Below are 16,398 nucleotides of genomic sequence, written 5' to 3'. Positions count from 1 at the left end.
GCCACGTCCACTCACCCCGCTTATCCGTTAGTTCAGCCGCTTCAACTGACCATCGTCCGCATACCAGTCGACTGTCTTGCCCGTGGTGTTGATCGTCACCGCGCGCGGCTCACTGAACTGATCGAACGATTCGACGCCCGTCTCGCGTCCGACGCCACTGTTCTTAAACCCGCCCCACGGCGATGCAGGATCAAGCCGGTGATGATCGTTCACCCACACCATGCCGAACTCGAGCTTGCCCGCAACCCGATGCGCGCGTGCGACGTCCTGCGTCCAGATGGAAGCAGCCAGGCCGAACTGCGTGCCGTTGGCGATACGGATTGCATCGGCTTCGTCTTCAAACGGCATGACGACAGTGACGGGCCCAAACACCTCGTCCTGACCAATCTCCGATTGCGGGCTGGCGTCATGGATCACCGTCGGCTCGAGAAAGTAGCCCGACGTCAATCCTTGCGGCACGCGTCCACCCGTCAGCACTTTCGCGCCCGCCTCCTTCGCGCGCTCGAGCATCGCCAGAATGCGTTGCCTCGAACGATCCGAGATCACAGGCCCAAGCTGGGTCTTTGCATCGGCTGGATCGCCGACTCGTATACCTTCCGCCTTCACGCGGAAGCGTTCGAGAAATTCCGCGTACATCGACTTCTGCACCAGGATGCGCGCGCCGCACACGCAGGTTTGGCCGGCACCGATGAACGCCGCGAACGCCGCGCCGTTCACCGCGCGCTCGATGTCGAAATCATCGAACAGAATCACCGCGCCCTTGCCACCCAGTTCCAGCGTGGTCAGCGCGAAATTGCGCGCCGCCGCCTCGCCGATCGTGCGGCCCACTTCCGTGCCGCCCGTGAACACGACCTTGCGGATGAGCGGATGCCGTGCCAGCGCCGCGCCCGCTTCGCGCCCTTCGCCGTTCACCACGTTGACGACGCCCCTGGGCACGCCCGCTTCCTGCAACAGCTTCACGAGCCGGACGGTTGTCAGCGGCGTCTGCTCCGATGCCTTGATGACCACGCTATTGCCCGTCGCAAGCGCGGGCGCAAGGCTCTTCGAAAGAATCATCAACGGATGATTGAACGACGTCATCAGCGCGACCACGCCGAGCGGCACACGCTGCGTGTAGCACAGGTACGGTCCTTCAATGGGAATCACGTCGCTGCGGCGCGTGAGGGCGAGCGCGGCGAAGTACCGGTAGAACTGCGGCAACCGCGAAATCTGCGCGCGCGTTTCGGAGATCGGGCGACCGTTGTTCAGTGTCTCCAGCTTGTAGAACTGTTCGAGATCCGCTTCGAACAGATCGGCAAAGCGGTTCAGCACGCGCGCGCGTTGCTGGATCGGCATGTCGCGCCACGCGCCGCCTTCGAAGGCACGGTGCCCCGCCTGCACCGCGCGGTCGACGTCGTTCGCCGACGCAGCCGCCAGTGCGCCGATCACTTCGCCCGTCGCGGGATTGACAATATCAAGCGTATGGTTCTTCTCGGCATCCGTCCATTCGCCGTCGATCAACAATTGTGCGTCGTAGTGCTGGGTGTTCGTCGTATCCATTGCGTCATTCCTGTTTGTTCACTTGAGAGGCGAAGCGTGCGCGTCGGCATGAAGCGCGTCGCGCGCGAGTGTGTCTTCTGGTTGAAGATCTTCGAGGCGTTGTCCCGTCGGCTCGACGCCGAGCCATGCGACCACCACGATCTGCACGGCGAGCAGGCCGATCATCAAGGCAAGCACGCCGACGACGCCGTGCTGCGCGAACAGCGCCACCACGATGAACGGCGTCACGATGGTTGCGCCACGCCCAAGCGTGTTGCAGACGCCAGACGCGCGCAGCCGCACTTCGGTCGGAAAAAGTTCGGGCACATACACGGCGAACAGCAGCGCGACCAGCACGTAGATGGGAATGGTCAACAGCAGTCCGACGATAGGCAGAATCACAGGGCTCGTGATGAACGGATACATCGCGCCGAATAGAATCGCCGCGAACGACGAACCGATGATGGTCGGCTTGCGGCCCCATGCATCGGCCGTGAGCGCGCCGATTGCGGAGCCGATCGGCGCACCGAGCGACATCACGAGCGCAAAGCCGAACGACTTCGCGATACTGAAGCCCTGATGCACGAAGAACGTCGGCAGCCAGGTCACGAAGCCGTACAACAGCGTGTTGATGACCACCAGCGTCACGCAGCCGACGATCATCCGCTGCAGCATCGCGCCGCTGAAAAGCGAACCGAACGTGAGCACTTGCGGCGCGGCCGAGCCTGCTTTCATCGAAACGGGAGCCGGCAGCGGCTCGCCACCTCGCGCCGCCGTCACTTCGGCTTCAATGCGACGCAGGATCGCGTCGGCTTCGTCGTGCCGTCCGACGGAATCGAGCCAGCGCGGCGACTCGGGCAAGGCCTTGCGCGCATACCAGACGCCGAGCGCGCCAAGTCCACCGAGCACGAACATCGCGCGCCAGCCAAACGATGGAATCAGCAGCAAGCCGATCAGCCCCGCGACAGGCAAACCCGACACCACGAAGACAGCCATCAGGCCCTGCAGCCTGCCGCGCTTTTGCGGTGGCACGAATTCGGTCAGCGTCGAGTAACCGACCACGTTTTCCGCGCCAAGGCCGAGTCCCATGACGAAGCGGCACGCGATCAGCACACCCATGTTCGGCGCGAGCGCCGCACCGAGCGACGCCAGTCCGAATACCGCAAGGTTCGCCTGATAGGTGAACCTGCGCCCGAAGCGGTCGCCGAGAAAGCCGGTTCCCAACGAACCGAGCATCATGCCGAGAAAAGTCAGCGACACGAACAGCGCATTCTGTCCGAGCGTGGAGAAGCCGCTCTTGAGCGTCGCACCGAGCACCGTCGACGCCACGTAAATATCGAAACCATCGAAAAACATGCCAATGCCGATCAGCCACATGATGCGCCGGTGAAATCCCGACATCGGCAAGCGGTCGAGCCTTGGCCCTGCGTTGACGTACATGTCTGTCTCCTGTCGACGTGTCAAAGTCGCGTGACGTCCCCGTTCAGTGACGCACGCGCCGTAGCACGTCGTGTTGTATCGCGTGAGAGATGCATTACCGTGTTCAGCGGCTCTGCATCAGCCGCAACGCATTGACTGTCAACATATCGGTTGCGCTGCGGAAGTTGTGTTCGACGCTGCTTTCCTGTGCCGCGAGAAAAAACGCCTTGCATTGCCTTGCACCCGCTTCGTCGAGCGAGAAAATGCGTTCCGCTAGCGCATCCGCTTCGGCATGCAGATTCGCTGGCTCGCACACGCGCGTGACGAGGCCCGCCTGCACGGCAAGTTCGGGTGTGATCGCGTCGCCGAACAGCACCATCGGAAACACCGCCTTGGGCAACGCATAGCGGCCGAGATAGGCCATGATCGCGGCGGGTGGCAGGCCAGAGCGCATCTCCGGAAAGCCGAGTCGCGTCGACGACGCGACGAGCGTGAAGTCGCACAGAATGGCGAGCCCGAAACCGAAGCCGAGCGCATCGCCCTGCACCTGCGCAATCGAAATCAGCGACGTGTTGCGCAACAGCCGCTTCAGTTCGATCAGCCGCGCGACTTCGGCGCGTATCGACACGGCGTCCCGCCCCGCCCGCTCGCGGCCCGTGCAGAACACGTCGCCATTCGCCCGGAGGCGCAACACGCGCGCCGTGGGCTCGACGGCCTCGCTACGCAACGCGGCCGACATCGCGTCGAACATCGCGCCTGACACTTCATTGCCGGCGTCCGGCCGGTTCAATGTGAAGGTGAGCGTGTCGCCCGTCTGTTCGATCAGAACGGGGGCCTGCAATGGACCACGATCCATGTCGTCTCCTGATGTATAATCTGTATACAGCGTATTCACAGAATTTCGAGGTGTCAATGCCTACCGCAAAAACAGCATCTAAAAAAGCGCCCGCGCGCCATGCGCCTACTCTGGAGTCGATCGCCACGCGCTATCACGCGCGGCTGCGCACGCTGGATACCACGGGCGATTCGTTGAGCGACGGCGTGGTCGTACCCGCGTTGCGCGAGGCCATCGTCGAGGGAGTGCTTGCGCCGGGCAGCCGGCTATCGGAAGTGCAGGTCGCGAAACAGCTGAATGTCAGCCGCACGCCGATGCGCGAAGCGTTCGCGCAACTGGAGCGCGAAGGGCTGGTGACGATCCTGCCGCGTGTGGGGGCTTATGTGCGCGCGGTGTCGCTGCGCGATGTCGAAGAGATCTATACGGTGCGCGCCGCGCTCGAATGTCTCGCGGTGCAGCTTGCGTCGGAGCGCATCACGGCGCTCGGCGCGGCGCAACTGGATGACGTGATCAGCGCGATGCAGGCGAGCGTCGAGTCAGACGACCCCGCAAGCTATGTCGATGCACTGGATCGCTTCTATACGATCGTGATGACGATCGCCGACAACCGCACGCTGCAACAGAACCATGCCGCACTGATCGGCCCTGTGCGCCGCTTGCGGCGTATCGCGATGTCACGTGGCGGACGGATGCGCGCATCGTATGAGCAGGCGGTGCGGATTCGCGATGCGATCGTCAACCGTACGGCGGACGTTCAGGATCTGATGCGCGAGCAATTGCAAGGCGCGTGTGCAGCCGCGCTCGATGTACTGAAGAGCGCCTAGGCATGCACCCCTGTGTACTCGCTGACCTTGTCGAGGTCGGTCAGATGCTCGCGCGGAATTTCATCGCCGATACGTCCGCGCCGGATCACCAGCACCCGCTGCGATACGGCGGCGATGAAGTCGAGATTCTGTTCGACGAGCACGATCGTCAGGCCGCGCTTTTCGCGCAACGACACGAGCGTCTCAGCGATTTCCTCGATGATCGAAGGCTGGATGCCTTCCGTGGGTTCATCGAGCAGCAGCATCGACGGCTCGCCCGCCAGCGCGCGCGCCAGTGCGAGCAGTTGCTGTTCGCCACCCGAGAGCGCCCCGCCGGCCCGGTCCAGCAGAGGCCGAAGACGCGGAAAATCTTCGAGTAGCGCGTCGATCGCCGCTTCGGGCTTACGTCCTGTCTTCACGAGGCCGAGCCGCAAGTTGTCGTAGGCAGACAGCGTCGGGAAAATCTCGCGCCCCTGAGGGACATACGCCATGCCTCGCTTCGCGCGCGCGTGCGGCGCAAGCGTGGTCACATCGTCGTTGTTGAAGCGGATGGTGCCCGCCGTCGCGGGCAGCGCGCCAATCAGCGTGCGCAACAAGGTCGTCTTGCCCATGCCGTTGTGCCCGAGAATGCCGACCGCTTCGCCGCTCCTGACGGACAACGTCACGCCGTATAGCACGGGAATGGCGCCGTAGCCCGCACACAAGCCGTTTGCTTCAAGCATCGCGCCTCCCGTCAATGCGGCTTCTTGCCCAGATAGATTTGCTGGATGAACGGATCGCTCATGATGCGCTCGGGCGTGTCCTCGCGAATAATCGCGCCTTGATGCAGCACCGTGACCTTCTTTGCAATGCGTCGGATGAAGCTCATGTCGTGTTCCACCACGACGAGGGCATGGCGCCGGTTGATCTCGAGTATCAGGTCAGCCGTGCGAGCCACTTCCGCGTCGCTCATGCCCGCTGCGGGTTCGTCCAGCAGAATCAGCGGCGGGTCGGCGGCGATCACGACAGCCAGTTCGACCCACTGGCGCTCGCCGTGGGCCAGCAAGCCGGTGATCGCGTCGCGATGCGAGAGCAGGCCGACGCGCTCCAGCACTTCCCGCGTCACGCGTTCGGTCTGCAAGGGTGTGTTCACCCGCCGTGCCGCCAGCCACACGTTGTCCCACACCGACAGGCCGTTGAAGAGGCTCGGCACCTGCGTCTTGATACCGATGCCCAGACGCGCCGGCTCATGCGGTTGCATCGCGGTGATATCCTTGCCGCGAAACAGGATCTCGCCCGATGTCGGCTTGACCTGACCCGTAAGCAGCTTGAAGAACGTACTCTTGCCCGCGCCGTTCGGCCCGATGACACAGCGCAACTCCGCCTCGGCGAGCGTGAAGTCGATATCGCGCGTCGCATGCACGCCACCGAAACGGACATTGAGCTTGCGTGTTTCCAGTAGCGGCTGCGTCATGCGGCTTCCTCGCGCGATGCGCTATGTGTATCGTCCTGCGCGACGTTGCGTGCGTCGTCCGATGAACGGCGTGTGCGCCGGGCCGCGGCAAAGAGCTTCATGCCAAGCTCGCCAAGACTCGGCACGATGCCCTTCGGCACCATCAGCACGAACACGACGAGAATGGCGCCGAGCACGAGGTTGGAATTGATGGTCTGCTGCGTGCCGATCTGCGTCGTGAGCCACTGGATCGCCACGCATCCGATCACGGGTCCGACGAGCGTGCCCAACCCGCCCACGATGACCCAGATGATGATCTGCGCGGATTGCGCGAGGCCGAACACCGTGGGACTCGTGAACGCGCCCCAGTTCGCGAAGAGGCAGCCGGACAGCCCTGCGATGGCCGCGCCCAGCACGAAGGTCAACAGCTTGTAGACGCGCGAGTCGTAGCCGAGCAGCAGCAGACGCTGTTCGTTCTCCTTGCTCGCGACGATTACCCGCCCCATCTTGAACGCGAGCAGCACTCGCAGCAAAAAATAGACGCCGAGCAGCGCCGCCAGCGACAGCTCGAACAGTCCGCGTGGACTGATCACATCGTCGATGTTGCCCGGCGTATTGAGCGGCGCGATGTTGGGAATACCGTTGAAACCACCGAGCGCCGCATTGCCGATCTTCCACTCCGGTCCGGCCGTCGAGTTGACGAGGTTGAAGAGAATCAGCGTGACGGTGAGCGTGATCACGCCCATGTACACGTCCGAGAGCCGCCCATAGAAGATCAGATAGCCGAGTACCGCCGCAAAGGCCGCAGGCAACACGATGGCTAGCATGAACGGCACCGTGCTGTCGCCCATATTGGTGACGGCGATCGCATACGTGTAAGCGCCGAGACCAAAGAACGCCGACTGGCCGAAGCAAAGTATGCCGCCAAAGCCCCACACGAAGCCGAGACTCAGCGCGAGTATCGCCATGACGGCGTAGACGGTTGCCTGCACGAGCGCGAAGTCATCGAGTACGCGCGGCAGCACGATCAACATGATCGAGCCGACCGCGAGCGCGAGTGCCGCGCTCTTCCACGACCGGGAGAAACGCGAGAGTGCATCGGCAACGGGAATCGTGCGGTTCGCGTTGACTGGCGTCATCACAATGCCCCCTTGAAAAAGCGGCCGGTGATGCCGCGCGGCAGAAGCCGCAGCATCACGATCGCGCCAACGAGCAGCGCGACCTCGCCGAGCACGGGCGTCGACGCGAAGGTGGCGACCTGATTGATCGCGCCGAACAGCATCGACGAGCTGACCAGTCCCGCAACGATCGCCGGCCCGCCCCCGATCACCGTGATGAACGCCTTGGCGATAAACGCGCCGCCCATGGTCGGCACGACGCCCGTCATCGGCGCGAGCAACGCGCCCGCGAGTCCCGACAGCGCTGCGCCGATGGCGAAGGTCGCCGAATACACGCGGCCGGGCGCGATGCCCAGCGCGTCGGCCATTTGCGGATTCTGCATCGTGCCGCGCGCGATGAGACCAAGCGACGTATGCAGCAACACCCACCGCAGCGCGACGCCGAGCACCACGGCGACTGCGATGATGACGAGCGTATAACTGCTCACCGAGTATCCGCCGATAGCGAAGTTGCCCAGCGGCGCGGAAATGCCGGCTGTCGTATTACCCGCAATCGAGGTGACGACACCGATCAGCAGCAGCGACAGCCCCCAGGTCGCCAGCATCGTGTCGATCATGCGGCCGTACAGGCGCCGGATGAAGACCCGTTCCAGCACGACGCCGATCAGCGCGACCACGAGCGGCGCGACGACGAGAATCGCAACCCACAGATTCACGCCGAAGCGGATCGCCTCGATAGCCGCATACGCGCCCAGCATCATGAATTCGCCGTGCGCGAGATTGATCACCTTCATCATGCCGAAGATGACCGCAAGCCCCGACGAGATCACGACGAGACTCGCAATGGCGTAGAGCACCTGAATCACAACGATCGCGGCAAGATCCATCGTAGCTCCTCTCCATGAAGGCGCGGCGCGCGCCTCAAAGCTTGATCACGTATTGCTGGTTGTCGCGCGGGTTCTTGATGAGATTGCACACCGCGCTGGTATCGACAGGAGGCTGGTTCTGGAACGTCTGAACGATGTCGAGCTTGTGACTCTTCACCTGCGCGATGCTCACGTTGAGCACGCAGTGATGGGTCGCCGGATCGATCGATACCTTGCCGCTGGGCGCGTCGATGCTGATCCCCGATTCCAGCGCCTCGATCACCTTCACGCGATCGAGCGTGCCTGCCTTCTTCACGCCCTGCGCCCAGAGGTTGAAGCCCTGATACGTACCCATCGCCAGCTCGGTGATGTTCGGGTAGTTCGCGCCGAAACGTTTGTGAAAGCGGTCCTTGAACGCCTTGTTCACCGGGTTGTCGAGGTTCTCGAAGTAGTTGTACGAGACGAGGAAGCCATCGCACTCCTCAGGCGAGAGGACGATCTGCTCGTTGCCGCCCGCGAAGGTCGTCGACGCCAGCGGAATCTTCTTGTGCAAGCCCGCCGCAGCCCATTGCCGGTAGAACGACATATGCGAGCCACCGACGAGCGCCGACACGAGCATGTCAGGCTTCGCCGCTTCGATCTTCGATATGGTCGAGCCGAAATTGGTTACGTCGAGCGGGAAGAAGTCGATTGACTGTACCGACCCACCGTTGTCCTGGACGAACTTCTTCACCCATTGCGAGGTGATCTGGCCATAGTTGTAGTCGGCTGCAACGACATACACTTTCTTGCCCCACTGCTTCATCGCGTAGGGAATCAGCTTGGCGACGGTCTGGCCCGGTGTCACGCCCGTGCAGAACGTATTGCGGTCGCATACGCCGCCTTCGTACTGCGTGTTGTAAAAATAGAGCGTGCGATAACGGTCCAGCACGGGCCGCATGACTTCGCGCGAAGCGGACGTGATGCCACCATGCACCACCGCGACCTTGTCCTTCAACGCCGATTGCTGCGCGAACTGCGTATAGAGCTGCATGCTCGACTGCGGATCGTAATTCAGCAGCTTGATCTGCTTGCCGAGCAGGCCGCCCTGCGCATTCCACTCCTCGACGGCAATGGTGAGGCAGTCCGCCATCGGCTTGCCGTAGATATCGAGGCCGCCCGACAGGTCCGTGATGCCGCCGACAAGAATCTCGTCGGCCGCTTCGGCGATGAAGGGAAACGAGCCCGCCATTCCAGCGGCTACCGATGCCGCAGACGATTTCAGAAACGCACGTCGGTCCATAGAAGGGTTCCGGAAAGAGACGCGAGAAGGATCACAAAGATCAGACTTTCATCCAGTCGATCGACTGTTCGAATGCGTATGCGCCGCGATAAATGGTCGCTTCGTCCCAATGCTTGCCGATCAGCATCATGCCCACCGGCAGGCCGTCGACCGTGCCGCACGGCACGCTCATCGCGGGATGCCCCGTGCAATCGAACGGGCATGTGTTCGGCAACATTTCGAAAGCACGCGTGACGACTTCCTCGACGCTCGCGCCCGGCTCGGGCAACGGCGTCGCCGTAAGCGGGAGCGTCGGCATCAGGAGCAGATCGTAGTCGGCGAACGCGGCGTCATATGCGGCCGTGAGCTGGCGTGACAGGTTCTGCGCCTTCGCATAGAAATGCCCGCGATAGTGGCGAATAAAGTACTCGCCAAGCACCATCGTGATCTTCAGCGTTTCCGACAGTTCGTCCGCGCGCTCGTGCCAGCCGGCGTGATAGTCCACCATGCTCGTGACGTAAAGGCCCTTCCAGTTGAAGCCGTGACCGTTGTCCTTCATCATCTGCTGCGTGGCGCCCTCGGCGGCGATCGGCAGCCATATCGACGGGCCCACGCGATGCATCGGAATCGAGACCTCGCTGACCTTCGCGCCCAGTTCCGCAAAATGATCGGCTGCGGCGCGCACCTTGGCATCCGATTCCGCGAGCGATTGCGGCCATCCGAAACCCTCTTTCACGACGCCGATTCTCAGTCCGCGCACACCTTCCTTCATCAGGTCCGAATAGGGTTTCGCGGTCTGCCCCGCGTACTGGCGCGGATCGAGACCATCGGGGCCTGCCAGCACTTCGAGCATCAACGCGTTATCCGTCACGTTGGCTGTCATCGGTCCCGTGTGGTCGATCGTCAATTCGATCGGCATGACACCCGTATAAGGAACCAGCCCATGTGTGGGCTTCATGCCGTAAATCCCGCAATACGACGCAGGCATGCGGATGGAGCCGCCCTGATCGCCGCCGATAGCGAGATCGACTTCGCCCGCGGCCACCAGCGCCGCGCTTCCCGACGACGAACCGCCCGCCGAATAGCCCATCTTTCGCGGGTTGTGTACGGGCGCCGGCGCGCTGGTATGCGAGCCGCCCGAGAAGCAGAAGTACTCACAGGTGGCCTTGCCGACAATGGTCGCGCCTGCATCGAGCAGACGCGTCACGATGGTTGCATCGACATCGGGCACATAGCCTTCGAGTGTCGAGGCGCCGTTCATCATCGGCACGCCCGCGAGGCATACGTTGTCCTTCAGAGCGACAGTCTTGCCCGCAAGCTTGCCCGTGGGCGCGCCCTTCACTTCGCTCTTGACGTACCAGGCGCCATAGCGGTTCTCTTCGCCTGAAGGGCGATAGCCCGGCGTACGTGGGTAAGTGACGCGCGGGACGTAATCGGGCATTGCGTCGATGACATCGTATGCGTCGAAATTCGGCTGCAACAACGTGTGATACGAAGCGAGCTGTGCCTCGGACAGATGAATGCCGAGACTGATGGCGACTTCGTCAAGCTGGGCGGGCGTGGGACGTTTCACTGCCATGGCTTCCTCACTCGAACGGATTCGTGACGGACTGCCGCCTGCTGTTGTGCCTTCATGCAGGCGTGTCGTAATGAACGGGACGAATCGACCTGCATGTGTCCCGATCTGCGAGCCATGGTATGGACACATATTTTCCGAGTCAACAATTTATTTTCCACGGAAACTAAATTGGACTAAGCCCGATGTGGCACGAAACACGCATCGCCTATAGCGGCGAAAGCACCTCGAAATGATGGCCCTCGGCCCGCGCCAGATAGATGGGCACGTGGTTCACTCGCCCACCTGCATAGGCAGAATCGCGGGCGCTTTGATAGGAAAGCGGCGCGATGCCGAGTTGCGCGAGCCCCGCCTGCTCGGACAGACGTCTGCGCCGCGCATCGTCGAACAGCGCCGCGAGAAAATGAATGCCTTCGTAAGTGGATTGACCGAAGGTGTCGAGCGTCGGCGCGCGTGCGCCGTATCGCCCGCGATACCGCTCCTTGAATGCGAGGTTCGCATCGGTGCGCAATGAAGCGAAATAACCCGAGGCCACATACAGCTCAGCCGTGTTGCGCGCGCCGATGCCGAGCAGTTCGTTTTCGCCGAGCGCGCACGACAGCCGCACGATATGCGTTGCGAGCCCGGCCTCACCGAAGGCACGATTGAAGTCGATGGTGTCCTGGCCGATCAGGGACAGCAGTACGGCATCCGCTCGCCGCTTGCGGATCGCATCGAGCACCTCGCCATAGTCGCCTCCGCCGAACGGCAGATACATGTCGCCGACCACCTCGGCGCCCGCGTCGAGCACATAACGTCGAGCGAGCCGATGCGTCGCATGAGGCCATACATAGTCGTTGCCGACGAAGAACCAGCGCTTCGGGCGGCGCTGCGTGCTGATCCAGTGAATGGCCGGCTGGAGCTGCCGCCGCGTGGTCTCGCCAATTGCGAAGACGCCGGGCGTGCGCTCGCCGCCTTCATAGAGCGGCGTATAGACAAACGGTATCTGTCCGCCCACGGCTTTGAGCAGATCGAGGCGCACTGCGCTCGTGTGCATGCCGACGAGCGCATCGATTGCACCGTCGCCGACGAGGTCGGTCAAGGCGGCGTCGAGTTCGCGCGCGTCGTCGCCCGCATTGATCGTCAACAGCCGGCAGGGGCGGCCCGTGATGCCCGACGACGCATTCAGTTCGTCCACGGCGAGTTGAGCCGAGGCAAGCGCGCAAGGCCCCCAAAGCCCGGCCGCGCCGCCTAGCGGCACGCACAACGCGATGGTCATCTCCTGCCCTGAGCGGCAAGCACGGGAACGCGGCTTCATCAAACGGTCGACGCGGCGGGTTCGAACGATTCGGGATGCACCAACGAATGGCGTGCGCGCACCATCGCGCGCACGCGCCAGAGGACACTTGCACCGATACTTTCCGCAGAAAGTTTATTTGCGTAAGATTCAGCTATTCGTCTTTCACAAAGCATCTACCATGCCGGACACAGACCTCTCCTCATACCTTGCCTGGCTCATCGCATCCGCGCATCGGCAGATGAAGCTCAGTCTCGCCCAGCTGACCGCCGAAGAAGGCGTGAACGAAGAGCACTGGCGCATCCTGCATGCCGTATCCGACGAGACGGGCCACTCGATGAGCGAACTCGCCGCTCAGGTCCTGCTCAACCTTCCCGCGCTGACCAAAAACGTCGACAAGCTCGTGAGCCGCGGCCTGGTGCAGCGGTCGGCGGACGACTACGACAGCCGCAAGGTGCTGATTTTCATCACGGACCGGGGCATCAAGCTGCTAGCCCGTCTGCAACCGGGCGTGGACGCGCATCATGCCGCCATCGAAGAAGCGCTTGGCCCTCGCAACGCGAAGCAGTTGAAGCGTTTGCTCGAACGGTTTATCGAGGAGTCGGGACCGCGTTGACGCGTCCCGCCCGCTTCAGAGTTGCACGCCGCGCGTGAGCGCGCCATCGACCACGAAGTTGGTGCCGCTCACAAAGCTCGCCGCCGGGCTCGCGATGAAAGCGACGGCATTCGCGATCTCCTGCGGCTTGGCCATGCGCCCGGTCGGATTCAACGCGAGCGCCCGCTCGAACAGCGCCGCGTCGTTATGCTCGATCCAGTCCCACACACCGCCTTCGAAATAGACGTTGCCGGGCGATACCGTGTTCGCGCGAATGCCTTTGGACGCGAGCTGATTCGCGAGCCCCTGCATGTAGTGAACGAGTGCTGCCTTGAACACGCCGTAAGGGCCGGCGGCGAAATCGATCTCGCGTCCCGATACGCTAGATATCGCGACGATCGAAGCCGCCTTGCTCGCTTCGAGCCAGGGCATGGCCGCGTCGACGAGATTGACGGTGCCGAGCAGGTCGGTCTCGAACTCCTTGCGCCACGATTCGATATCGTTGCCGATAGCGAGCGCGCTCACGTTGGCCACCACGATATCCAGCCCGCCCCAGTCCTTCGCGACATGCTCGACCCACGCCTTCAGCGCGCTGCCGTCCGCGACATCCACGGCCGCGCCCGACGCGCGTGCGCCGCCCAGTTCCGCGAGCGCGCCCGCCGTCGCCGTCACCGCTGCCGCGTCGCGCGAGCAGATGGCCACGTCGGCGCCTTCCTGCGCGAGCGTGCGCGCAATGGCAAGACCGATGCCCTTGGTCCCGCCCGTCACGATTGCCTTCAGTCCCTTCAGTTGCAAGTCCATGCTGGTTGCCCCTTTTTGAACCTACGGTTGAACTCAGTCTTCGCCGCGCCCATCCTCGGGCATCATGCCGCGCTTGATCTGCAGCACCTCGCCCGCCTGGATCACCGAGTGACAGATGTCGTCGATCGACACACGTTTTTCCATCGCCTGGGCGCGCAGCATGTCGTACGCTTCGTTCTCGCTGACGCTATGCATCGTCATGAGAATGCCCTTTGCTTCCTGCAGATGCCGGCTGTCGAGCAGCTTCTGCTCGAGCCTGGCGATGCGTTGCAAATGCTGCCGCGAACGCCGCGCGTGATAGAGCGCCATGACCACCGTCGACAGCAGGCCCGATGCGCGGATCGGCGTCGTGACGATGCCGTCCGATCCCATCTTGATGGCCTGATCGATAAAGGTCGGGTTCTCATACGCGACCACGCAGATGACGGGCGGCGCATCCGGCCCGGACCATTCGTCTTTCGGCGCGCGCTCCTCGGGCAGCAGCGCACGGAACACCAGATCCGTCCTGTCGGGCAGCGTCTCCAGCGGCGGCCAGCATCGCTCGACCTGAAAGCCCATGCGCCGGAGATGGTTCGTGAGGGTCTGGCCGTCGTCATCATCGGGATGGAACACGACCACGCGCGGATGGCGCTCCAGAATCGAACTGGTGAGGCTGCGTTGGTCTCGGCCCATGCGCGCGCTCACGTCAGTAGTCCCGCGTGCTCAACTTCGTGACCCAGTCCCCGAGCGTCTGGCGCGTCATGTACGGGTCGGGTCCGACGGCGAACTTCGATTCGCGCAGCACGGTGAACTGGCCGTCCGCATTCGCGCGGCCAATGCGCGGATACAGCGCCATGTGATGATTGACGGGATCGATGCGTACCCTGCCTTGCGGCGCCGCGAATTCGGAGCCGAGCAGATGCGGCATGATCTTGCCGATCTCGTCCGTACCGGCGCGCGTGCAGGCTTCGGCAAACATATGCATCTGATAGTAAGCGGCTTCCCAGTTCATGTCGGTCGGCGTATCGACACCGAAGCGCGCCTGGTGCTGCCGCACCGCGCGATGATTTTCGGCTGTGTCGATGCTCTGAAAATAAGGCGCCGCCGTGAAATGTCCCGCGGCGATGCCGCGTTCCATTGCATGAATTTCGGTCTCGGACGTGTTGAGGCTGCCGATCGGCATCCGCGCGGGATCGAAACCCGCATGCGCGTAGGCCTCGTACAGATACGGCACGGTCGCGCCGATCACCGTGCAGAAGATCCAGTCGGGCGACTTGCGCGCGATATCCGCGACGACCTGCGCGAACTGCTCGCGGTCCGCTTCGAGGGGTAGATAGCGCTCGCCGAGGATGGCGCCTTCGGGATGCTGAAGCAGCAGCTCCTGCATGGTCCGGTTGCATTCGTACGGATAGACGTAGCGAGAGCCGACGAAGTAGACACGCGCGCCGAACGTCTGCGTCATGAAGTCGGCGAGCTGCACGCCGTTCTGGTTCGGCGACGCGCCGCTGTAGATGATGTTGTCCGAGTATTCGAAGCCCTCGTACTGCTGTGAATAGATCAGCAGCCGGTTGTGCTTCTCGACGACGGGCAGCATCGCCTTGCGGCTCGTGGACGTATAGCCGCCGAAGATCACGTTGACCCCGTCCTGCACGATCAGGCGCTCGGCAAGCTCGCGAAACACGGCGGGGTCCGAGCCCGGATCGTAGTGAATCGCAACGAGTTCGCGTCCTTCGATGCCGCCGCGCGCGTTGATCTCGTCCATCGCGAGGCACGCGCCGCGCCATTGCGACTGCTCCAGAAGCGCCGTCGAGCCGCTCGTGGAGCAAAGCAGACCAACTCTGATGGGATCGGACAATGCCATTTCGTGACACGCTCTCCATATGATTGCGTGCGGGACCATGCCCGCACGGCAGATCGTTTTACTTGAGGTAGTGCTTGGCGACCATCGCGCCGACCGTATATTTTGGATCGACAAAATTGCCGAGCCGCACTTTGCCGACCTGGCTCAGCATCATATACGCGTCCCACTTGTCGAAGCCGTACTCCGCCGCCATCCACAGCACGAGTTCGCGATACGCAATACGTGTCGCGTCTTCGAGCGGTCGCGCGCTGCCGATGCTCATCAGCGCGTCTTCGTTTTCGAGCCGGGGCCAGTCGATCTTCCACTTTTTGATGAGATCGACCCGTACCGTGGTCGTGCTCTGATACTCGACGGCTGTGCCGCATACTTCGCCATCGCCCTGGCAAGCGTGCGCGTCGCCGATAAAGAGCCGCCCGCCGGGAGAACGCACGGGCAGATAGGTGATGCTGCCCGGCCCCATGTCGGGCACGTCCATATTACCGCCGTGCGAATCCGGTGTGAGCGAATTGATCGAATCGAGTTCGGGCGACAGACTGAGCGTGCCGATATGCGGCTTGTACGGCAGTGTGTTGCGCTTGCTCCAGTACACGTTCTCTTCGTCGATCTTGATCTTGCGCACCACCTCCGGCAGAGGCTCGTTGAGTAGCGCCGTGTAGTCGGTGCCCGTCAGTCCGCCGAAGTTCGGGATCATGCAGCAAAAGCCGTGCGGGTCGTCGCCACGCGGCGACATCTTTTCGATGTACACCGCGACCACATCGCCCTTCTCCGCGCCCTCGATCATGATGGGGCCGTTTTGCGGATTGAGGAACGGCACCTTCAGCACCTCCGAAGGCTTATCCGTTTCGTTCTTGATCTTGCCTTCGAACGCGTCGCGCGTGTCCACCACCACCCGATCGCCGGGTTTCACGTGCAGCACGGGCTCCGAATACGGCCCAATGGTGTAGTGGAAAGTCTTCTGCAGTTCCTCGGTCAAATGGTGTTCCACCGGTTCGCGATCGGCGCCGACGCCGCGCTTCATCATGATCGATTCTTCTAGCCATTTCATGTTCTGCTCTCCG

The 16,398-nt window shown here is 62.7% G+C and carries 16 protein-coding genes; 2 read left to right on the top strand and 14 right to left on the bottom strand.

Translation table 11 applies throughout. The features are described 5' to 3' along the window. Positions 1-27 precede the first annotated feature (27 nt). The 3 genes from BLT65_RS23040 to BLT65_RS23030 all read right to left on the bottom strand — a co-directional run bounded on the left by BLT65_RS23040 (position 28) and on the right by BLT65_RS23030 (position 3,793). Entirely contained in the window at positions 28-1,539 is a 1,512-nt protein-coding gene (locus tag BLT65_RS23040) for an aldehyde dehydrogenase (protein ID WP_091781337.1), read from the bottom strand. 18 nt (positions 1,540-1,557) lie between these two features. Further along, positions 1,558-2,958, bottom strand: coding sequence for an MFS transporter (locus BLT65_RS23035; RefSeq protein ID WP_091781334.1), 1,401 nt, complete (start codon positions 2,956-2,958; stop codon positions 1,558-1,560). A gap of 103 nt (positions 2,959-3,061) precedes the next feature. Further along, positions 3,062-3,793 (bottom strand): enoyl-CoA hydratase/isomerase family protein, encoded by a 732-nt coding sequence (locus BLT65_RS23030; protein WP_091781331.1) that lies wholly within the window; start codon positions 3,791-3,793, stop codon positions 3,062-3,064. Between the two features lie 56 nt (positions 3,794-3,849). Here BLT65_RS23030 and BLT65_RS23025 point away from each other — a divergent pair, with 56 nt between their 5' ends. Continuing rightward, positions 3,850-4,596, top strand: coding sequence for a GntR family transcriptional regulator (locus tag BLT65_RS23025; RefSeq protein WP_091781725.1), 747 nt, complete (start codon positions 3,850-3,852; stop codon positions 4,594-4,596). Here the strand turns inward: BLT65_RS23025 and BLT65_RS23020 are convergent. The 7 genes from BLT65_RS23020 to BLT65_RS22990 form a co-directional block, all read right to left on the bottom strand. Beyond that, the gene (locus BLT65_RS23020; RefSeq protein ID WP_091781328.1) at positions 4,593-5,297 is read right to left on the bottom strand and encodes an ATP-binding cassette domain-containing protein; all 705 of its coding nucleotides are present in this window, start codon (positions 5,295-5,297) and stop codon (positions 4,593-4,595) included. The two genes, BLT65_RS23025 and BLT65_RS23020, sit on opposite strands and share 4 nt — an antisense overlap. Positions 5,298-5,308: 11 nt before the next feature. Next, positions 5,309-6,028: an ATP-binding cassette domain-containing protein gene (locus BLT65_RS23015; protein WP_091781325.1), complete on the bottom strand. Its 720-nt coding sequence runs from the start codon at positions 6,026-6,028 to the stop codon at positions 5,309-5,311. Beyond that, on the bottom strand, positions 6,025-7,146 hold the full coding sequence (locus tag BLT65_RS23010; RefSeq protein ID WP_091781322.1) for a branched-chain amino acid ABC transporter permease: 1,122 nt from the start codon (positions 7,144-7,146) through the stop codon (positions 6,025-6,027). Before BLT65_RS23010 ends, BLT65_RS23015 begins: the two co-directional genes overlap by 4 nt. Beyond that, entirely contained in the window at positions 7,146-8,012 is an 867-nt protein-coding gene (locus BLT65_RS23005) for a branched-chain amino acid ABC transporter permease (protein ID WP_091781319.1), read from the bottom strand. The genes BLT65_RS23010 and BLT65_RS23005 overlap by 1 nt, the downstream gene beginning before the upstream one ends. Positions 8,013-8,046: 34 nt before the next feature. Further along, on the bottom strand, positions 8,047-9,273 hold the full coding sequence (locus BLT65_RS23000) for an urea ABC transporter substrate-binding protein (RefSeq protein ID WP_042305445.1): 1,227 nt from the start codon (positions 9,271-9,273) through the stop codon (positions 8,047-8,049). 40 nt (positions 9,274-9,313) lie between these two features. Further along, positions 9,314-10,831 carry an amidase gene (locus BLT65_RS22995; RefSeq protein WP_091781316.1) on the bottom strand — a complete coding sequence of 506 codons (1,518 nt, stop codon included), beginning with the start codon at positions 10,829-10,831 and terminating at the stop codon, positions 9,314-9,316. Positions 10,832-11,036: 205 nt separating this feature from the next. Continuing rightward, positions 11,037-12,125, bottom strand: a complete 1,089-nt coding sequence (locus BLT65_RS22990) for a substrate-binding domain-containing protein (protein ID WP_244186556.1) — start codon at positions 12,123-12,125, stop codon at positions 11,037-11,039. A gap of 160 nt (positions 12,126-12,285) precedes the next feature. Here BLT65_RS22990 and BLT65_RS22985 point away from each other — a divergent pair, with 160 nt between their 5' ends. Further along, positions 12,286-12,720, top strand: coding sequence for a MarR family winged helix-turn-helix transcriptional regulator (locus tag BLT65_RS22985; protein ID WP_042305443.1), 435 nt, complete (start codon positions 12,286-12,288; stop codon positions 12,718-12,720). A 15-nt stretch (positions 12,721-12,735) separates the two neighbouring features. Here BLT65_RS22985 and BLT65_RS22980 read toward each other — a convergent pair whose 3' ends face one another. Genes BLT65_RS22980 through BLT65_RS22965 form a run of 4 tightly spaced genes read right to left on the bottom strand, consistent with a single transcriptional unit; the run spans position 12,736 to position 16,385 of the window. Further along, positions 12,736-13,500, bottom strand: a complete 765-nt coding sequence (locus BLT65_RS22980; protein ID WP_091781310.1) for an SDR family NAD(P)-dependent oxidoreductase — start codon at positions 13,498-13,500, stop codon at positions 12,736-12,738. Positions 13,501-13,533: 33 nt separating this feature from the next. Beyond that, entirely contained in the window at positions 13,534-14,184 is a 651-nt protein-coding gene (locus tag BLT65_RS22975; protein WP_174485035.1) for an ANTAR domain-containing response regulator, read from the bottom strand. Between the two features lies 1 nt (position 14,185). Beyond that, complete coding sequence (locus BLT65_RS22970) at positions 14,186-15,340, bottom strand: transporter substrate-binding domain-containing protein (protein WP_042305441.1); 1,155 nt, start codon at positions 15,338-15,340, stop codon at positions 14,186-14,188. Between the two features lie 58 nt (positions 15,341-15,398). Continuing rightward, entirely contained in the window at positions 15,399-16,385 is a 987-nt protein-coding gene (locus tag BLT65_RS22965) for an acetamidase/formamidase family protein (RefSeq protein WP_007740414.1), read from the bottom strand. Positions 16,386-16,398 lie beyond the last annotated feature (13 nt).

It is taken from the genome of Paraburkholderia steynii (assembly GCF_900100565.1).
Classification (GTDB): Bacteria; Pseudomonadota; Gammaproteobacteria; order Burkholderiales; family Burkholderiaceae; genus Paraburkholderia; species Paraburkholderia terrae.
This window is presented reverse-complemented; position numbering and strand designations above follow the sequence as displayed.

Coding starts and splice junctions, on each gene's coding strand:
- BLT65_RS23000 (WP_042305445.1), bottom strand. CDS start 9,273: ATGGACCGACGTGCGTTTCTGAAATCGTCTGCGGCATCGGTAGCCGCT.
- BLT65_RS23025 (WP_091781725.1), top strand. CDS start 3,850: ATGCCTACCGCAAAAACAGCATCTAAAAAAGCGCCCGCGCGCCATGCG.
- BLT65_RS22970 (WP_042305441.1), bottom strand. CDS start 15,340: ATGGCATTGTCCGATCCCATCAGAGTTGGTCTGCTTTGCTCCACGAGC.
- BLT65_RS22995 (WP_091781316.1), bottom strand. CDS start 10,831: ATGGCAGTGAAACGTCCCACGCCCGCCCAGCTTGACGAAGTCGCCATC.
- BLT65_RS23010 (WP_091781322.1), bottom strand. CDS start 7,146: ATGACGCCAGTCAACGCGAACCGCACGATTCCCGTTGCCGATGCACTC.
- BLT65_RS22990 (WP_244186556.1), bottom strand. CDS start 12,125: ATGAAGCCGCGTTCCCGTGCTTGCCGCTCAGGGCAGGAGATGACCATC.
- BLT65_RS23030 (WP_091781331.1), bottom strand. CDS start 3,793: ATGGATCGTGGTCCATTGCAGGCCCCCGTTCTGATCGAACAGACGGGC.
- BLT65_RS22965 (WP_007740414.1), bottom strand. CDS start 16,385: ATGAAATGGCTAGAAGAATCGATCATGATGAAGCGCGGCGTCGGCGCC.
- BLT65_RS23040 (WP_091781337.1), bottom strand. CDS start 1,539: ATGGATACGACGAACACCCAGCACTACGACGCACAATTGTTGATCGAC.
- BLT65_RS23020 (WP_091781328.1), bottom strand. CDS start 5,297: ATGCTTGAAGCAAACGGCTTGTGTGCGGGCTACGGCGCCATTCCCGTG.
- BLT65_RS23005 (WP_091781319.1), bottom strand. CDS start 8,012: ATGGATCTTGCCGCGATCGTTGTGATTCAGGTGCTCTACGCCATTGCG.
- BLT65_RS23035 (WP_091781334.1), bottom strand. CDS start 2,958: ATGTACGTCAACGCAGGGCCAAGGCTCGACCGCTTGCCGATGTCGGGA.
- BLT65_RS22985 (WP_042305443.1), top strand. CDS start 12,286: ATGCCGGACACAGACCTCTCCTCATACCTTGCCTGGCTCATCGCATCC.
- BLT65_RS23015 (WP_091781325.1), bottom strand. CDS start 6,028: ATGACGCAGCCGCTACTGGAAACACGCAAGCTCAATGTCCGTTTCGGT.
- BLT65_RS22980 (WP_091781310.1), bottom strand. CDS start 13,500: ATGGACTTGCAACTGAAGGGACTGAAGGCAATCGTGACGGGCGGGACC.